The 16,684-nt window shown below is 63.1% G+C and carries 14 protein-coding genes; 2 read left to right on the top strand and 12 right to left on the bottom strand.

All coding sequences use genetic code 11. The features are described 5' to 3' along the window. Positions 1 to 19: 19 nt before the first annotated feature. From BQ8794_RS18875 to BQ8794_RS18860, 4 genes are all read right to left on the bottom strand, one after another. Positions 20 to 2,227, bottom strand: a complete 2,208-nt coding sequence (locus BQ8794_RS18875) for an anthranilate synthase (protein ID WP_077380416.1) — start codon at positions 2,225 to 2,227, stop codon at positions 20 to 22. A gap of 295 nt (positions 2,228 to 2,522) precedes the next feature. Further along, positions 2,523 to 3,578 carry a M14 family metallopeptidase gene (locus tag BQ8794_RS18870; protein WP_077380123.1) on the bottom strand — a complete coding sequence of 352 codons (1,056 nt, stop codon included), beginning with the start codon at positions 3,576 to 3,578 and terminating at the stop codon, positions 2,523 to 2,525. Between the two features lie 128 nt (positions 3,579 to 3,706). Beyond that, positions 3,707 to 5,083: an FAD-containing oxidoreductase gene (locus BQ8794_RS18865; protein ID WP_077380121.1), complete on the bottom strand. Its 1,377-nt coding sequence runs from the start codon at positions 5,081 to 5,083 to the stop codon at positions 3,707 to 3,709. Next, on the bottom strand, positions 5,080 to 5,541 hold the full coding sequence (locus BQ8794_RS18860) for a DUF4126 domain-containing protein (RefSeq protein WP_077380119.1): 462 nt from the start codon (positions 5,539 to 5,541) through the stop codon (positions 5,080 to 5,082). The genes BQ8794_RS18865 and BQ8794_RS18860 overlap by 4 nt, the downstream gene beginning before the upstream one ends. Positions 5,542 to 5,675: 134 nt before the next feature. Here BQ8794_RS18860 and BQ8794_RS18855 point away from each other — a divergent pair, with 134 nt between their 5' ends. After that, entirely contained in the window at positions 5,676 to 6,233 is a 558-nt protein-coding gene (locus tag BQ8794_RS18855) for a sugar O-acetyltransferase (protein WP_077380117.1), read from the top strand. A gap of 74 nt (positions 6,234 to 6,307) precedes the next feature. On the opposite strand, the gene BQ8794_RS18850 is transcribed toward BQ8794_RS18855, so the two are convergent. The 3 genes from BQ8794_RS18850 to BQ8794_RS18835 form a co-directional block, all read right to left on the bottom strand. Continuing rightward, entirely contained in the window at positions 6,308 to 6,817 is a 510-nt protein-coding gene (locus BQ8794_RS18850; protein ID WP_077380115.1) for an RES family NAD+ phosphorylase, read from the bottom strand. After that, a complete protein-coding gene (gene parS / locus BQ8794_RS18845; RefSeq protein WP_143744624.1) occupies positions 6,814 to 7,293 on the bottom strand; it encodes a type II RES/Xre toxin-antitoxin system antitoxin in 480 nt (159 codons plus the stop codon). The genes BQ8794_RS18850 and parS overlap by 4 nt, the downstream gene beginning before the upstream one ends. Before the next feature lie 322 nt (positions 7,294 to 7,615). Beyond that, positions 7,616 to 8,593, bottom strand: coding sequence for a helix-turn-helix domain-containing protein (locus BQ8794_RS18835; RefSeq protein WP_077380415.1), 978 nt, complete (start codon positions 8,591 to 8,593; stop codon positions 7,616 to 7,618). Between the two features lie 126 nt (positions 8,594 to 8,719). On the opposite strand from BQ8794_RS18835, the gene BQ8794_RS18830 reads away from it, so the two are divergent. Then, positions 8,720 to 9,367 carry a cysteine hydrolase family protein gene (locus tag BQ8794_RS18830; protein ID WP_077380414.1) on the top strand — a complete coding sequence of 216 codons (648 nt, stop codon included), beginning with the start codon at positions 8,720 to 8,722 and terminating at the stop codon, positions 9,365 to 9,367. A 72-nt stretch (positions 9,368 to 9,439) separates the two neighbouring features. On the opposite strand, the gene BQ8794_RS18825 is transcribed toward BQ8794_RS18830, so the two are convergent. The 5 genes from BQ8794_RS18825 to BQ8794_RS18805 all read right to left on the bottom strand — a co-directional run bounded on the left by BQ8794_RS18825 (position 9,440) and on the right by BQ8794_RS18805 (position 16,664). After that, a complete protein-coding gene (locus BQ8794_RS18825; RefSeq protein WP_077380111.1) occupies positions 9,440 to 11,119 on the bottom strand; it encodes a formate--tetrahydrofolate ligase in 1,680 nt (559 codons plus the stop codon). Positions 11,120 to 11,520: 401 nt separating this feature from the next. After that, the gene (locus tag BQ8794_RS18820; RefSeq protein WP_167378786.1) at positions 11,521 to 11,916 is read right to left on the bottom strand and encodes an ester cyclase; all 396 of its coding nucleotides are present in this window, start codon (positions 11,914 to 11,916) and stop codon (positions 11,521 to 11,523) included. A gap of 159 nt (positions 11,917 to 12,075) precedes the next feature. Then, positions 12,076 to 13,218 carry a DUF2333 family protein gene (locus tag BQ8794_RS18815; RefSeq protein WP_077380108.1) on the bottom strand — a complete coding sequence of 381 codons (1,143 nt, stop codon included), beginning with the start codon at positions 13,216 to 13,218 and terminating at the stop codon, positions 12,076 to 12,078. A gap of 50 nt (positions 13,219 to 13,268) precedes the next feature. After that, positions 13,269 to 14,573: a DUF6638 family protein gene (locus tag BQ8794_RS18810; RefSeq protein WP_077380106.1), complete on the bottom strand. Its 1,305-nt coding sequence runs from the start codon at positions 14,571 to 14,573 to the stop codon at positions 13,269 to 13,271. 180 nt (positions 14,574 to 14,753) lie between these two features. Further along, a complete protein-coding gene (locus tag BQ8794_RS18805; protein ID WP_077380104.1) occupies positions 14,754 to 16,664 on the bottom strand; it encodes an AAA family ATPase in 1,911 nt (636 codons plus the stop codon). Positions 16,665 to 16,684: the final 20 nt, after the last annotated feature.

Raw genomic sequence — 16,684 nt, 5'->3', positions numbered from 1 at the left:
AACACGAAAACTCCTCGCCCTAAGCCGCCTTTTCCTTGGCCTTGCGCGGCAGATGCGCAACGATGTTCTCGATCATGCGCATGCCGGCATTGTGGCCGAGCGTCATGATCGATTCCGGGTGGAACTGCACCGCGGCGATCGGCTCCTTGCTGTGCTCGAAGGCCATGATGACGCCTTCTTCCGTCTCCGCCGTGACGACGAAGCCGTCGGGCAGCCGCACCGGATCGGCGAAAATCGAGTGATAGCGGCCGACCGTCACCTCCTTGGGCAGGCCGGAAAAGATGATGCCCGGCTTCGACACGCGGATGCGCGACGGTTTGCCATGCATCGGCACGTGCAGCTGGCGCAGCTCTCCGCCATAGGCTTCGGCCAGCGCCTGCAGGCCGAGGCAGACGCCGAAGATCGGCAGGTCGCGCGCGCGCGCCCGCTTGATGGTGGCGGCGCAATCAAAATCCTTCGGCGTGCCGGGACCGGGCGACAGCACGACGAGATTGGGTTTCAGCCGGTCGAAGACCTCGTCCGGCACAGGCGTGCGCACGGTCGAGACATTGGCGCCGGTCTGGCGGAAATAATTGGCCAGCGTGTGGACGAAGGAGTCCTCGTGGTCGACCAGCAGGATGTTGACGCCGTCGCCGACGCGCGCGGTGGCGCGTTCGGTGTCGGCGGCATTGCCGGTCTTGGCGTCGCGGATGGCGGAGATCATGGCGGATGCCTTCAGTTCGGTTTCGGCTTCTTCTTCCTCGGGAATGCTGTCGAAGAGCAGCGTGGCGCCGGCGCGCACCTCGGCGATGCCGTCCTTGATGCGGATGGTGCGAAGCGTCATGCCGGTGTTCATGTCACCGTTGAAATTGACCATGCCGATCGCCCCGCCATACCAGGCGCGCGGGCTCTTTTCGTTCTGCTCGATGAAGCGCATCGCCCATAATTTCGGCGCGCCGGTGACGGTGACCGCCCAGGCATGCGACAAGAACGCGTCGAAGGCGTCCATGCCTTCGCGCAGCCGCCCCTCGATATGGTCGACGGTGTGGATCAGCCGCGAATACATCTCGATCTGGCGGCGGCCGATGACGCGCACCGAGCCCGGGTCGCAGACCCTCGACTTGTCGTTGCGGTCGACGTCCGAGCACATGGTCAGCTCGGATTCGTCCTTCTTCGAATTGAGCAATTTCAAGATCTGCTCGCTATCGGAAATGGCGTCGCCGCCGCGCTTGATCGTGCCGGAGATCGGGCAGGTCTCGACACGGCGGCCGTTGACGCGCACGAACATTTCGGGCGAGGCGCCGATCAGGTATTCGCCCTCGCCGAGATTGATGAAGAAGGAATAGGGCGAGGGGTTGATGGTCTTCAGCTTGCGGGAGATGTCGGAGGGCGGTGTCTCGCAGCGCTCGTAGAACATCTGGCCGGGCACCACCTCGAACAGATCGCCGCGCTTGAAACTCTCCATCGCCTTGCGCACCAGCTTGGCATATTCGCCGGGCTCATGGTCGCCGCGCGGCGGGATGCGGTCGGCGGTCTTGAACGGCTCGACGATTTCGTCGCGCGGCAATCCCTCCGTCGAAAACCCATCGCTGGAATAATCGTAGCGGTCGGTCCAGGCCTTGGTCGAATAGTGGTCGACGACCAAAATCTCGTCGGGCAGGAACAGCACGAGGTCGCGCTGGCCTTGCTGGCGCTCGAGCTTGTAGTCGACCGGATCGAACTGGAAGGCGAGATCGTAGCCGAAGGCGCCGTAGAGGCCAAGATTGGCGTCTTCCTCCGTCTTGAACAGAGCGGTGATGGCGCGCAGCACGGTGAAGACGGAGGGAACGCGGCTGCGTTCTTCCTCGGTGAAGACACGTTCTTCGGTGAAGACCCGGGCGGGCTTGGCCACATCGAGGCGGATGAGTTTTTTCGAGGTCTCGGCGATCGTCACGTCGTCAAGGCCGCCGAGCGCCTTGCCGACCACCGGCAGAAGCATCTCGCCACGGCTGTTCAGCGCCTCGATGCGCATGGCGCGGCCACGCGCCGAGATCACCAGCGGCGGGTCGATGATGGCGGTGTCCCAGCGCGTATAGCGGCCGGGATATTCATAATTCGACGAAAACACGGCGCCGCGGCGTGAATTCAGCCCGTCGACATAGCCGTCGATCGCGCCTTGGTAAGGCCGGTCATGGCGCTCGCGGGTAATCGTCACGCCACCCGCCGTGACGAAGCGCTCCGCCCCGTTCTCCAGAATTTTCGTCGTCATTGCCGTCTCCATCAGCGTCTTGGCTATTTCAGCGTCTTGGGGCAACGGACCCGGGGCATGGCTTTAAAAAACAAATGGCCGCCCGGACATTCCGTTGCGGCCACCTTCTATTTTTCACGCGCACGCGTTCGAACAGGCCGCTGTCAGCGAGCCCACCACCAAACGGTCTTGATCAAGCGCATGTTCATGGCGATTCCAATAGCGGCGATTGCACGGCCGCGCAACTGGATTCAATGGAGGGTGGATTCAATGAAGGGGTGGAGAAGGGGGAGGGCATGGAGAACGGCATGAGCCCTCAATCCTCCAGCGTTCCCGACCGTGCATCGGCGCTTTTGCTGTCGCCGACCAGCTTCAGCAGATCTTCGCCGGCGCGGATGATGCGCCGGGAACGCCGTGTCAGGATGATGCCCGCCTGCGGCGCGAAAACCTGGGTGCGGCCGCCGGCTTCACCCGGCGCATGGACGATGGTGGCGAGCAGCGCGCCTTTTGCCACACGGTCGCCGGGCTTCACGTCATAAAGGACCGCGCCCGCCCGCGGCGCCGGCATCATGTCGATGTTTTCGAGCGGCGCGACGACACCGGTAAAGCTGCCGGGCGTGGAAAGGGCCTGGTCCAGGATCACGCCGCGCGCCACCAGCAGCCGATAAAGCCCTTCGGCATCGGAGCCGGCCAGAGCGCCGTCGACATCGAGTATGCCGCGATACTCGACCGTGGTGGCGACGCGCCGGTCGAACCGCGCCACATCGGCAGGGAGGTTCAGATACGGCGTGATCGAGGCGCCTTCGAAGGTGCCGTCGGTATCTTCATCCCACAGGATCACCGCATCGACGCCCATGGCCGCCGCACAATCCGCCATGGCCGGCCACAGGCTGGTGTGGACATAGAGGTAGGCGAGGCCCTCGTCGTCGCAGTGCAGGTCGAGGACGATGTCGTGGCCGATCGACAGCAGCAGCAGCCGCGTCTTCAGCCGCTGGTCGGCCGTGCCAGACGTGGCGTCCGGCAAGAGCGTCGGGTCAGGCGCGGCCAGCAGCGGAAAGCCGCGGTTGAAGTTGGTGCGCGTGCCCAGGTGAAAACGGCCCTGGTGCTCGCCGAAATGATACTGGGCGCGACCGATCGGATTGGCTTGCGGCACGACGGTGATATTGCCCTTGATGCGGCCTTCGGCCTCGGCCTTTTCAAGCATCGGCATCAGCGCGTCGATGGCGACGACGCCCGGCAGTTCGCCGGCATGCAGTGCGGCCTGCAGATAGGCCGAAGATGCCGCCTTGTCGCTGCCGTCAAAGCGGAGCACTGGGAATTCGTAGGAAACGCCCTCGCTGTCGCCGACGATACGCTCGATCGATTTCTGCATGATATTCCTCCAGGAAAACACATGCCCTTTCGTCGATACGCTGTCGATTGGTCCAGCTTTTCACGCTATGGGCGCAAGACTCTGCTCGGCCGGGCGCGGTGGACATACTGGTCCAACGCCTGCCCGGCCTATGCCAGCGGCTTCAACTCCTGGGCGATGGTGGGCAGAAGTTCCGAGACGTTGGGGTGGATGTGCATGGCGCGCGCGAGCGTGCTGATCGGCGCCTTGGCGTACATCAGATCGAGCACGCAGTGTATCGCCTCGTCGCCGCCGGGGCCGAGCACCGAACAGCCGAGGATTTCGTTGGTGTCGGCATCGGCCAGGATCCTCATGAAACCTTGCGTCTCGCCTTTCTCGACGGCGCGGCCGACGCGGGTCATCGGCCGCTGGCCGACCAGCGCGCGGCGGCCGGACTTTCTTACCGCTGCCTCGGTCATGCCGCAGCGGCCGAGCGGCGGGTCGGTATAGAGCGCATAGGCCTCGATGCGGTCGCTCACCCTGCGCGGGTCGTTGTCGAGCAGATTGGCGGCGACGATCTCGTAGTCATTGTAGGAGGTGTGCGTGAAGGCGCCCTTGCCGTTGCAGTCGCCCATCGCCCAGATGCCGGGCACGCTGGTGCGCAGCTGGTCGTCGACGACAATGAAGCCGCGTTTGTCGACCTCGACGCCGGCCTTGTCGAGGCCGAGATCGTCGGTGTTGGGCGTCCGGCCTACTGCCAGCAGCACATGCGAGCCGATCGCCGGCGCTTTGCCGGCAGAAAAAGTCACGGCAATGTCGTTGCCCTTTCTGGCAAAGCTGATGTCGCCGGCGCCGAGATGAACCGTGATGTCTTCGTTCACCAGGATGGACAGGATGGCGGCCGAGACATCCTCGTCCTCGCGGCCGATCAGCCGCGGGCTCTTTTCGATCACCGTGACCTGTGAACCGAAACGGCGGAACATCTGCGCGAATTCGAGTGAGATGTAGCTGCCGCCGATGACGACGAGGTGGCGCGGCAGCACGTCGAGATCCATCATCGACGCGTTGGTCAGGAACGAAATGTCGTCGACGCCCGGCAGGTCAGGCACCGAGGCACGGCCGCCGGTGTTGAGGAATATTTTTTCGGCGCTCAGCAGGTCGTCGCCGACGCGCACGGTGTTGGCGGATTCGAAGCGTGCATGGCCGCGATAGAGCGTGCATCTGTCCATGCCGGCAATCCAGCTTTCGAGGTTGCCGCGGGCGTCGTTCGACACCTTGTCCTTGCGCGCCTTGATCGCCGTGTAGTCGACGCCGACCGGGCCGGAGAGCGTCACGCCGTAGTCGGCGGCGCGGCGGGCGAGATGCGCGGCATAGGCGCTGGCCACCATGGCCTTGGTCGGCATGCAGCCGGTGTTGACGCAGGTACCGCCGACCAGCTTTCGCTCGATCAGCGCCACGCTCATGCCAGCCGCCGTCAGCCGACCGGCGAGCGGCGGGCCGGCCTGTCCGGCGCCGATGATGATGGCGTCGAATGTCTTTGCCGTCATGCCACGGCCGCCACGATCAGCAGACCGCCAATGATCGCCACCGCGTCCTCGATGAGGGCGGCGGGCTGGTCTTTGCCGAAAGCCAGCGCCAGGCGTTTGCGCAGCTCGGCGCCGCCCAGCGTGCCGATAACCGCGCCGATGGCGCCGGCGATCAGGCCACCGACGGTGGCGCCGCCGGTCGCGCCGATCACCGCGCCGGTGAAGGCGCCCACGATGATGCGCGCGCCAAACTGCTGCGGCACCTTGCGGCTCGGCGTCGATGGCAACTGGTCGGTGACCAATTCGGCAATGGCCAGGATGGTGAAGATGCCGACGGCGATCCAGTGGCCCATGAAGCTGGCCCAGGTTCCGGCGACCGGCAGCCAGCCGACCCAGCCGCCCCAGGCGACGGCGGCAGGCGCGGTCATGGCGCGAAGGCCGGCAACGACGCCGATCAGAAGTGCAAGAATGTACAGCATGATTGACCCCTCGATCACACGGTCTGGGACAGCCCAGCCGGGGCAGGCTAGCATAGGTTCGGCATTTGACCAGAGGCCTGCGATCTCTGGCGTTCACCATATTGAAATAGCAGGGGTAAGACGGGAGGGCCGCCATGGCTCGAAGCGAACGCACAAAAATGGCGGCGGGCGAGTGGTACACTTGCCTCGATCCGGAGTTGGAGGCTCTGCGCGTCATGGCGCGCGACGCAATGTTCGAGCATAATTCACTGCCGCCCCGGCAACGTGGGAACATCGGACCTGCCTTGAAGTCGCTGCTCGGCGTTGTGGGCGAGGGCGCCCGGATCGAAGCGCCGTTCCACTGCGCCTACGGCTTCAATCTCTTTCTCGGCGACGGCGTCTTTCTCAATGCCGGCTGCACCATTCTCGATACCGCGCCAGTCCGCATCGGCAAGGCAACGCTGCTCGGTCCCAACGTGCAGATCTACTGCGCAGAGCATCACAAGGAGGCTACCGGTCGACAAGCCGGGGTGGAGATCGCGAAGCCAGTCGAGATCGGCGGCAATGCCTGGATCGGCGGCAGTGCCGTCATTCTCGGCGGGATCAGCATCGGCGCCGGCGCGATCGTCGGAGCGGGTGCTGTGGTGACGCGCGACGTCGCGGCAAACACCACGGTCGTCGGCAACCCGGCGCGGCCAGTCAGGCGCGGCTGAGCATCCTTTGCCCAAGTTGGATCAGCGAAGCGGCGGCCCGATGAGCATGAACGGTATTGGTGAGATAAGCACGATCATTTGGCAGGAGGTGGATGCAACCGCGTATCGAGCGCAAAGGCCTCCTGGATCTTCATTGCATAGGCGCCCTTCGCGACGCTCGCGTCGAAGATCAGGTTCCAGCTATTCTGGGACACCGCGCTCGGAATCACCACGAAACGGTGCCGTTTGAGAAGATCGTCGCCGAATCCCTGTTGCCCGGAGCTCGGGATGCCCGGACGCAGCCAGTTGGGGTTCGGAACGGCGGCAGGGTCGACGATATGCACATCCGTGACATCGCTGATTATCGCCGCCGTCATCACATGCGCGATCGTGTCGAGCGCCCTAAAACCTTTGTGGACTGCGACCTCGAGAATCGCCGTCGAAGGCTCGATTGAGCAGTAGACTGCGCGCACGCCCCTGCTGTTCCATCGTCCGCCGACCCTGTATGCGCCCTCGCCACTGTCCCATGTCGGCGCGAGCGCAGCCTGATCGAGACGCCAGCCAACGAGATCGGAGCCGCCAAGCACCGCCGGCAGCGGCGTCATGCATAAACGCCGTATTCAAGCCGCTCGAGATAGTCTTGCACAAGCTCGACACCGGCCGGGGTTGCCAGAAGATCGATGGGACGCCGCTGGTCGAGCCCGATCGCCGGGCGCTCCAGCCATTGCTCGGCTTCCGCCTGTGAACCGAACACGTCGGTCGCTTTCGACAGGATCTCGGCGAATTTCCAGGTTCGTCCGCTCTGATCCTGGCTGAGCGGCTTGGAAGGGGCATCCTTCCGCCGCTGGTAGGTGCGCAAGCTCATGCCGACGGCCTTCTCGAGCGAATCAGTCTTCTGGATGAAGACGAGCTGTCCAAGGAGATGGTCCAGCGCCGAACCCGGCAGGCCGTGCACAAGCAACTCATGGGCGTCCAATGCGCTCCTGAGGTTCCGTGATAGAATGCGGGTGCCGCCGAGCAACCTGGCCACCTTCTGCAGTTCATTGTTTTTTGGCGCCGCAGGTGCCTTTTTCAACGCCATCGCCACGGGTCTGCCTCCTAACGTCATCTGTCATTCTAAAATATGACAGATGACGCAAGCCCTTTCAAGAAGGGCAGGATCGAGCGCGGGCAATCGCTCCAGGTTTGAGCTGCCCCTCATTGCCCTGCCGGGCATTTCTCCCCGTATAGTGACGGGGAGAAAGATGCCGTCATCGGCAATTTCCCCAATCACCAGCGTTGCAGAAAGGGTACCGAGGTTGCGGCCAGCCCCTTCTCCCCGTCGCTATACGGGGAGAAGATGCCGGCAGGCAGATGAGGGGCGGCGCCGACATCGACGGTGATTGTTCCAACATGAGTTGGAGCTATCTTGCCACGCGCTCCTGTGCGTTCTTCGAGAATTCACGCCGGTACTGCGCGGGCGTGGTTCTGAGCCGCGCCGCAAAATGCTGGCGCAGCGAGGTGGCGCTGCCGAAGCCGGCCTCGAAGGCAATCATGTCCATCGATTTTTCCGTTATTTCCAGCAACCGCTGCGCCAGAGCGACGCGCTGGTCGATCAGCCAGTCGCCGAAGCTGGTGCCGATTGTTTTCTGGAAGCGGCGCGTGAATGTCCGGCGGGTGAGGCCGGCGGTAGCGGCGACACTGTCCAGGCTGTGCGTTTCGCCCAGCGTCTTGCACACGGTGTCGAGCGCCTGGGTGAAGCGGTCGGCATTGCCGGTCCTGGCGATTGGACGTTCTATGAACTGCGCCTGCCCGCCCTGACGATGAGGAGAAAGCACGATCTGCCGGGCAAGCCGGAGTGCCGCCTCCGCGCCATAGCGAGCCCGTATGATGTGGAGACAGCAGTCGAGCCCGGCGGCGACACCGGCCGAGGTCAGGACATCGCCGTTGTCGATGTAGAGCACCTCCGGCTCGACAAGAATGTCGGGATAGAGGGCCTGCAGCTGGTCGGAAAAAGCCCAGTGTGTCGCGGCTCGCCGCCCCGAAAGCAGGCCGGTCGCCGCAACAGCGAACGTTCCCAAGCACAGTCCGACAATCAGCGCGCCGCGTCGGTGCGCGCGACGCAGCGCCTCGATCAGTGCCGCCGGCGGTGGGACTTCGAGGTTCTTCCAGCTGGGCACGATGACGATGTCGGCGCCATCAAGCGCGGAAAGCCCGTGCGGGACGCTGATGGTCAGCCCCGCATCGGTGCGGATCGGCCCGCCCTCAATCGCGCAGACCCGGAACTCGAAGCGCGGCAGGCCAAGTGCGGCGCGATCCTCTGCGAATACAAGGCACGGGACAGAGAGGTGGAAAGGGCTGATGCCATCGAAGGCGATGGCGGCAACGATCGGATCGGCCATGATGAGCACCAATGAGGGGTCAGACCCGAATGTCCCAATCATTTCGAACAATGTCAATCGGGACACTTTTGCGGACCGATGCCGAGTCTATCCTCGACCATCATTGTCAACGGAAAGGAAAACTCCATGTCGGAATCAGCCAAAGGCAAAGCGCCGCGCCGTGCCCTCATCGTCATCGACGTTCAGAACGACTATGACGGCGGCAATCTCGCCATCAAGCACCCGCCCTTCCGCGACACCGTCGCCAATGTGGCACGCGCCATGGATGCGGCCGCCGAGGCGGGCGTCAAGGTGGTGGTCGTCAAGCAGTTGGCGCCGGAAACCTCACCGGTCTTCGCCAAGGGCAGCCATGGCGGCGAATTGCATCCCGAGATCGCGAGGCGACGCCGCGACCACTACATCGAAAAGACCTTGCCAAGCGCCTTCACCGGCACCGACCTGGAGGAGTGGCTGCGCGCCAACGCTATCGATACGATTACGGTCATCGGCTACATGACGCACAATTGCGATCTGTCGACGGTCATCCACGCCGTCCATATGGGCTTTGCCGTCGAGTTCCTGTCGGATGCGACGGGGTCGCTGCCCTATGCCAACAGCGCCGGCTACGCCTCGGCCGAGGACATCCATCGCGTGGTGACTGTTGTCCTGCAGTCGCGCTTCGCCGCCGTTCTCAAGACCGCCGAATGGATCGACTGCCTGAAGACCGGCGTGCTGCCCGAGCGCGATACGCCCTATGCCTCCAACCAGCGCGCGCTGGTACGCAGCGCCGCTTAGAAGGTTGGCGCGGCCGAGCAAAGTGGGCGCCGCATCGCTGCGGCGCCCTTATCATTCCGGCCTTCAAAATTCTCAGAACAGGCCTTCGATCTGGCCCATCTCGTTCAGGAATATCTTCTCCGAGGACGGCGCCTTGGGCAGGCCGGGCATGGTCATGACCTCGCCGCAGATGACGACGATGAACCCGGCGCCGGCAGACAGCCTGACCTCGCGCACCGGCACGGTGTGGCCGGTCGGCGCGCCGCGCAGGTTCGGATCGGTCGAGAACGAATATTGCGTCTTGGCCATGCAAACCGGCAGGTTGCCGTAGCCGGCGTGCTCCCAGGCGTGGAGTTGGTCGCGCACCGACTTGTCGGCGATCGCTTCTGATCCGCGATAGATGCGCTGGACGATGGTGTTGATCTTCTCGAACAGCGGCATGGCGTCGGGATAGAGCGGCGCAAATTGCGAGGAGCCGGATTCGGCCAGCGTCACCACCTTGTTGGCGAGTTCTTCGATGCCGGCCGAGCCGTGGGCCCAGTGCTTGCACAGGATCGCCTCTTCGCCCATCGAGGCGACGTAGTCCTTCATCGCCCTGATTTCAGCGTCGGTATCGGAATAGAAATGGTTGATGGCGACCACCGCAGGCACGCCGAACTGCCTGACATTCTCGATGTGACGGCCGAGATTGGCGCAGCCCTTCTTGACCGCCTCGACGTTCTCCTTGCCGAGGTCTTCCTTCTTGACGCCGCCATTCATCTTCATGGCGCGCACGGTGGCGACGATGACCGTGGCCGCCGGCTTCAGGCCGGCCTTGCGGCACTTGATATCGAAGAATTTTTCGGCGCCGAGATCGGCGCCGAAACCGGCTTCGGTGACGACATAGTCGGCAAGTTTTAGCGCCGTCGTGGTGGCGACGACCGAGTTGCAGCCATGCGCGATGTTGGCAAAGGGGCCGCCATGGACGAAGGCCGGGTTGTTCTCCAGCGTCTGCACGAGGTTGGGCTGCATGGCGTCCTTGAGCAGCACGGCCATGGCGCCGTCGGCCTTGAGGTCGCGGGCGTAGACGGCCGACTTGTCGCGGCGATAGGCGACGATGATGTCGCCGAGGCGCTTTTCCAAATCCTTCAGGTCGGTGGCGAGGCAGAGGATCGCCATGACTTCCGAGGCGACGGTGATGTCGAAGCCAGCCTCGCGAGGAAAGCCGTTGGCGACGCCGCCGAGCGAGCAAATGATCTCGCGCAGTGAGCGGTCGTTCATGTCCATGACGCGGCGCCAGACGACGCGGCGGATGTCGATGCCGAGCTCGTTGCCCCAGTAGATGTGGTTGTCGATCAGCGCCGAAAGCAGGTTGTGCGCCGTGGTGATGGCATGGAAATCGCCGGTGAAGTGGAGGTTCATGTCCTCCATCGGCACGACCTGCGCATAGCCGCCGCCGGCAGCGCCGCCCTTGACGCCGAAATTCGGCCCGAGCGAAGCCTCGCGGATGCAGACGATGGCCTTCTTGCCGATGCGATTGAGACCGTCGCCGAGGCCCACCGTCGTCGTCGTCTTGCCTTCGCCGGCCGGCGTCGGGTTGATGGCGGTGACGAGGATCAGCTTGCCGTCCTTGTTTGCCTTCACCGACTTGATGAACTCGGCCGAGATCTTCGCCTTGTCGTGGCCGTAAGGCAAAAGATGCTCGCTTGGAATGCCGATCTTCTGGCCGATCGCCTGGATCTGCTTCTTGTCGGCGGCGCGCGCGATCTCGATGTCGGACTTCACTTCGGCCATGGCGGCTTTCCTCTGGATTGGACGGTGGAGGGGACGGGTTTGATCAGTGTGGTCGCAAGCCTGTTCGGAACAGCTTGGCGCTGCAGGCGAGGGCACGTTCTACCCCTGTCGCTGCCGTGGCGTCAACTTGCATGCAACTATGTTTCCTCTAGAGAAAGACGGCTGTCTGTTTCCCGGTCGACCTGTCCCGGATCTTCGTGCCCGGTTGTCGCGCCGTATAGAAGCCAGAGCACGCGCCGTCCTGCCGTCTCAAAACAGCCGCGGAATGCACGGAATGCGACAGGGTTCAAGCGCCGGTCGGCGCTTTGAGCGGTGGCGCTAAAGCGCGTCGACGCGCTTTAACTTCTTGTTTGATGCATGTCGTTATCGCAAAACCGCTGCGCACTTTTGCGCGACATGCATTAGAATGCGCCGATCTGGTGCATCAGCCCCAAGCCGTCAAGCTGGCCGAAATGTTCGACCACGATGCCGTTCTCAACGCAATCAATGTTAATCACACCAACCGACACGCAATTTCCGCTCGGTTCGACGCCGTGGAACATGCCGGTGTGCGTGCCCTGAAAGCGACCGCGCGTGACCACCTTGTCGGCATCGCTGACAAAGTCGTCGATGACGTGATGTCCGTCCGGGAATCCAACAAAGAATTCGGTCAGCGATTTTCGCCAGTCATCGAAGCCGATCGGACTGGCGCTGGCGAGATGAACTGTGAGATCCGGAGAGACCAGACTGGCCAGTTTATCCCAGTCTTGCGCATCGATCGTGGCATAGAAATTTCGAGCAATCTCCCGGATATCCATCGCGTGTCCTCGCTGACTGCCGCCCATGGTTGAACGACGGCGAGACGATCAGGTTCCGCTCCCGGAGATGCGCGCCGAACAGCTGCGGCAGGACGTTGCCGATCTCGACCAACGGCAGCGGTGATTTCAAGCCAGGACGTCTTTCACTATTCGGCCCCTTCACCGATCCAGGACGGACCTGACCTCGACGAGGTTCGATCGCACCCTAAGCACATAGAATCCCATCGTGGTGAGGTGGGTGGGCATGATCCAGCCATCCTCGCGGCCGTTGGATATTATCAGAGGCTGGATGGCGAGCGCTGCCTTGAGCTGGCCTTCCACGCTGTTCCAAAGCGGCGTGAGGCCGCGATTGTCGAGAACCTGCTGGAAGTCGTGATGCGCCGCCGTCAGGATGCCGTAATAGCCGTAGAGCTGGCCGTAGGCGAACCAGAAGCGGTCGTCAGCGCGCGTGTCGAACCAGCCGCTGTTGAAGTTCTGCGAACGGTCACGGATCAGGTCGGACGTCGAGCCTATGTCACTCGCGATCCGATCGACGAACTGCAACAGATTGTCGGCGCGCGCGTTGAAGACAACCTCGCATTTCATGAGCCGGTCGTTGAAGGCGCGAAGGCTGCTCGCCGCCGTGCGATAGAAACTCGGCGTCGGGGTTTTCGGACCAAAGGGCCTGAGGCCGAAATACCAGGTTTCCTCGTCGAAGGTGATCGCGCCGCGCGCATCCTGCAGGTTCTGGTCGATCTGGCTGGTGCCGCGGACGCGGCCCAGCGTGTCGACAAGCTCGACCGTGGTGCGCCGGATGGCTTGATTGACGCCGCGCTGGAACGAGGCCTTGTTGTCGAGAAACGGCGTACGGTCCCAGTCCATGCCGAAGAGCCCGAGCTTGTAGAGTATCATCGACGAGATCCAGGCATTCTCGTTGACGTTGAAGTCGATGAGATCGGCCGTAACCTGGACAATGGCCGAGTGGGTGCAGGTCTTGACCTCTCCCTCGACGCCAGCGGTTTCCCCGGTGGCGGAAGGAGCGGGCTGTGCCGGGGCGGTTCCGGCCGGCCGCGTGAACTTATATGCTTCCGCATAGGCGGGATTGAAATTGCTCCAGACCTGCGTGTTCCAGATGAAATAGCCGTAGAGGCCGATCAGCATGAGCAGAGCGAGGCCGAGCACTGCCTTCAGGATCCAGCCGCGCTGCGTATACCAGCGCCCGGCCCACATGAACGGCCACAGGATCACGCCGACGGCGAAGCCGATGCCGCGGCCAATCCACTGGAACATCCGTGTGAAGAAATTCACGATCGGATCAAGCATGGCGATGTCACCCCTCGTCAGTCAGCCAAGAATTCGATAAGGTTAGGCATTCAATCGGTAAGGCCGTAGAGGCGTGTGCGAAACGCCACCTTGTCTTTCAGATATGTGGTTTTCAGAACGTCCACAACATGCGATCGCCAGGCGTCGCTGAAGCCGTCATAGTCCTTGTAAAAACCCGGTTTGTTGAAGACGTAGCGCGAGACGAAATCCTGCGGCACGAAATCCGAGATCAGCTGGTTGGTCAGCCAGGCGTCGGGATGGCCGGGCTTGGCCCGGATCACCAGAAAACGCTGCTGCGGGAATACGTCCTCGATCTTGAGATAGCCGAGGTGAGCGATCTCGCGCTTGGCGGCGTTGAGAAAGGGGAAACTGCCGTCCCTGGTGATTAGGTCGGCATGGCCGTGGATCCAGGTCTGCAGCCAGACCTTGTCGACGTCGGTCAGGTTGCGGTCGGGCTCGGCGTCGCGGATCAGCGCGCGCACCACCATTTCGGCGCGGTGCTCGAGATAGCCTGATGTTTCGATCCACGAGGCCCGCGGCAGTTCGATGCGGCCGGTCGCGGCGAGGAACTTGAACACCCTGTCGGCATCGTTTATCGAGAGGTAGCTCACCTGCCACGGCCGCGAGCGGCGGAAGCCGGGGGCTGCGGGGTCGCTGATCACCGTCGTCATGTCGGGGTCGATAAACGCATAGAGCCCGCCGAAATGGCTGGTCCAATAGGCGCTGTGGCGAAAGATCACCTGATCCGGCACCAGCGCGTTCTCGCGGATGTCGCCGCAGATCTTGGCCAGCTCGACCATGCGGGTGAGCATGGCACTGTCGCGCCAGGCGTCCGGTTCCTGCTTCAATCGGTCGACGAGCTTGCCGAGTTCGGCGGCCTTGCCGAGCACGTCCTCCGCCGACAGAACCTTGAACTCGACCTGGTTGATCGACAGCAGGTCCTCGATGTCGTCGATCTTGGGGACCGAATCCTCGATCTCGCCATAGATGACATCCTTGATGGTCAGCGCGTCGATGGCGCGCTGGTTCGTCGACATGAACTCGAACATCAGTTGCGACGTGTTGGAAAAGGCGGTGTGCACCACCGGCAGGTCGATCTGCGACGGGGTCAGGATGATGAAACGGCGGTTGATCTCGTTGGGATCGAGGTAGCTGTAGTCGCCGCATTCCTCGGCCACCTGCGGCGAGAAGCCGGTGCGATCGATCTCGAAGCTTTTCAACTTCGTCGGCTTCAGGCCGAAGGCGACCAAAGCCTTGTTGTAGCGCTGGATCAGATGCGGCTCGTCGATGGTCAGCAGCCGGCCGTAGATCAGCTCGTTCTCGCGCAGCAGATCGGATGATTTGGCGGGGCTCATTCTCCCTTCTCCCCTTGTGGGAGAAGGTGGATTGGCGCGCAGCGCCAAGACGGATGAGGGGTGTTCCAGCTTGACGAAAACCCCTCATCCGTCGCCTTCGGAGACACCGCCCGGGGGCGAGCCACTGGTCTCGCCCCGTTCTTCGGACCCCACAAGGGGAGAAGGGGGCGTCGGCGCATTTCATGCATTCCACAGGCCCTTGTTCTTCAGCTCCTCGATCTCGCGCATCGCGCGGTCGCGCAGGCGGGTGTCGCGGATCATCTTGGTCACCGCTGCGTCGTCGGATCTGTCGGAGTAGCGGAACTCCGAGTCGGCGTAACGGTTGACCTCCTGCATGGCCATGTCCATCGAGAACGGGCCGCGCAGTTCCTCGATCATCGCCTTCTTGTCGTCGTAGCCCTTGTGCATGAAGACTTCCGGCTTCTCGAACCATTCGTCCGGCAGCTCGATGTCCATGGCGCGCATCTTGATCGCGTCGGTGACGTTCTTGATGGCGCGGCCGGTGAAGCGCGGCTCGGCCTCCTTGATCATATGCAGATAGGTGCCGATGTCAGCCATCGACTTCGGCGCGCCGTTCTCCTTCATGTAGCGCTCATAGACCTTCATCAGCCCGTCTTCCCTGGGCTTCTCGTGCTCTTCATAGGCCTCCATCACCGCGCGCTGGATTTCCTGGGCGGCGTAGAGCTTGTGGTCGCCGAGCGGGATCTTGTGGTTCTTGCCGGCGAGCAGCACGAAGATGTCGATATAGTCGTCGCGCGTTTGTGGCCCATCGACCAGCCAGCGGGCGCCGGCGCGCTGGCGCAGCGCGTCGTCGACGTTTTCGGGATAGTTGGAGAACATGCCGAAGGAGCAGTTGCCGCGCACCACCGTGGCCGCACCCCCGAATGCGTCCATCAAAACGCCGGTGATTTCCTGCTGGCCGGCCGAGGCACGATCGTCGGAGCGTCGGGCCGCCACCTGGTCGATGTCGTCGATGGTGCCGAAGCCGATGACGCGCGGGTTCAGCACATTGTTGATGAACTGGCGGCAGTTCTGGCCCGACTTGCCCTGGTAGGAGGAGATCTGGTCGACGCCGAAATTCTCGTAGGCGAAGGGATAGCCGGCGACCTGGCAGTAGCCGTTGACGAGACCGGCGATCATCTGGATCAGCGTCGTCTTGCCGGTGCCGGGCGCGCCGTCGCCGATGAAGGTGAACAGGAAGCCGCCGAGCTCGACGAACGGGTTCAGCTCGCGCTCGAAATCGTAAGCCATCAGCATCTTGGCGAGCTTCACCGACTGGTATTTGGCGATGTGGTTGCCGACGACCTCTTCCGGATTCTTGAAGGTCATCACCAGCGGCTTCGACCGCTTGCCCGGTGCGACGTCGAAGCCGTCAAGGGTGAAGTCGTCGACGTCGATGCGGATATGCGCGTTCTCGAACGGACCGATGCCGTCGAAGCGGCCCTTTCGCGCCAAAAGCCCGTCGATGGCGACACGGGCGAAGGCGCGCGCCCGGGTCATCAGGTCGGCATCGTCCTTGGCGCCCGCTATCGCCCTGTCGAGGCCGGCCACGATCGATTTCACCGCATCCTGCGGCGTGTCGAACAAGAAGTCCGGCTCGGGTGTGTCGTTCGGCGCCTCGCCATCGCTGTCGATCAGCTGGAACAGATAGGAGGCGAGGCTGAAGGCCGAAATATAGGCCGAGGCCGACAGCAGCTTCTTGAAGGCGGCGGCCTCGTCGCCTTCGAGCGGCGCGCGGGCGTTTTTCGCCTTCAGGCTCTCGAGATCTGAGCCTTCGGCGAAGACATCGGCGATGGCCAGCGCGATCGCCAGCCCGCGCCGGGTGCGATAAAGCAGCATGTGCTGTGCAATGCTCAGCAACTGGTCGTCGGGATGGACGGCGGCCACGGTCTTGGAAAGCTCGACCTCGCGCGTGCGGCGCACCGAGCCGACCGAGACGGTCGAGACGAAGCGGCGGTTGGTGCCGGCAAGCGCGGTCCCGGATTCCCGCGACGGGTCCTCCAGCACGACGATGCGGGTGATGAAGCTCTGCGCGGTAGCGCGGTGCTTTTCGATTGCCGCTTCCGAAATCGTGGTCAGGCCGGTGTCCATGAAGGATGCTCCGCGGTTTG

Origin of the sequence: Mesorhizobium prunaredense, assembly GCF_900156895.1 — a bacterium.
Taxonomy (GTDB): Bacteria; Pseudomonadota; Alphaproteobacteria; order Rhizobiales; family Rhizobiaceae; genus Mesorhizobium; species Mesorhizobium prunaredense.
The sequence above is the reverse complement of the archived record's forward strand: the minus strand, read 5'-3'. Positions and strand labels throughout refer to the sequence as shown.

Bases quoted from the DNA above. Each gene is read 5' to 3' on its own strand.
- BQ8794_RS18810 (WP_077380106.1), bottom strand. From the start codon at position 14,573: ATGAGCCCCGCCAAATCATCCGATCTGCTGCGCGAGAACGAGCTGATC.
- BQ8794_RS18870 (WP_077380123.1), bottom strand. From the start codon at position 3,578: ATGCAGAAATCGATCGAGCGTATCGTCGGCGACAGCGAGGGCGTTTCC.
- BQ8794_RS18830 (WP_077380414.1), top strand. From the start codon at position 8,720: ATGTCGGAATCAGCCAAAGGCAAAGCGCCGCGCCGTGCCCTCATCGTC.
- BQ8794_RS18865 (WP_077380121.1), bottom strand. From the start codon at position 5,083: ATGACGGCAAAGACATTCGACGCCATCATCATCGGCGCCGGACAGGCC.
- BQ8794_RS18820 (WP_167378786.1), bottom strand. From the start codon at position 11,916: ATGGATATCCGGGAGATTGCTCGAAATTTCTATGCCACGATCGATGCG.
- BQ8794_RS18860 (WP_077380119.1), bottom strand. From the start codon at position 5,541: ATGCTGTACATTCTTGCACTTCTGATCGGCGTCGTTGCCGGCCTTCGC.
- parS (WP_143744624.1), bottom strand. From the start codon at position 7,293: ATGGCGTTGAAAAAGGCACCTGCGGCGCCAAAAAACAATGAACTGCAG.
- BQ8794_RS18835 (WP_077380415.1), bottom strand. From the start codon at position 8,593: ATGGCCGATCCGATCGTTGCCGCCATCGCCTTCGATGGCATCAGCCCT.
- BQ8794_RS18805 (WP_077380104.1), bottom strand. From the start codon at position 16,664: ATGGACACCGGCCTGACCACGATTTCGGAAGCGGCAATCGAAAAGCAC.
- BQ8794_RS18815 (WP_077380108.1), bottom strand. From the start codon at position 13,218: ATGCTTGATCCGATCGTGAATTTCTTCACACGGATGTTCCAGTGGATT.
- BQ8794_RS18825 (WP_077380111.1), bottom strand. From the start codon at position 11,119: ATGGCCGAAGTGAAGTCCGACATCGAGATCGCGCGCGCCGCCGACAAG.
- BQ8794_RS18855 (WP_077380117.1), top strand. From the start codon at position 5,676: ATGGCTCGAAGCGAACGCACAAAAATGGCGGCGGGCGAGTGGTACACT.
- BQ8794_RS18875 (WP_077380416.1), bottom strand. From the start codon at position 2,227: ATGACGACGAAAATTCTGGAGAACGGGGCGGAGCGCTTCGTCACGGCG.
- BQ8794_RS18850 (WP_077380115.1), bottom strand. From the start codon at position 6,817: ATGACGCCGCTGCCGGCGGTGCTTGGCGGCTCCGATCTCGTTGGCTGG.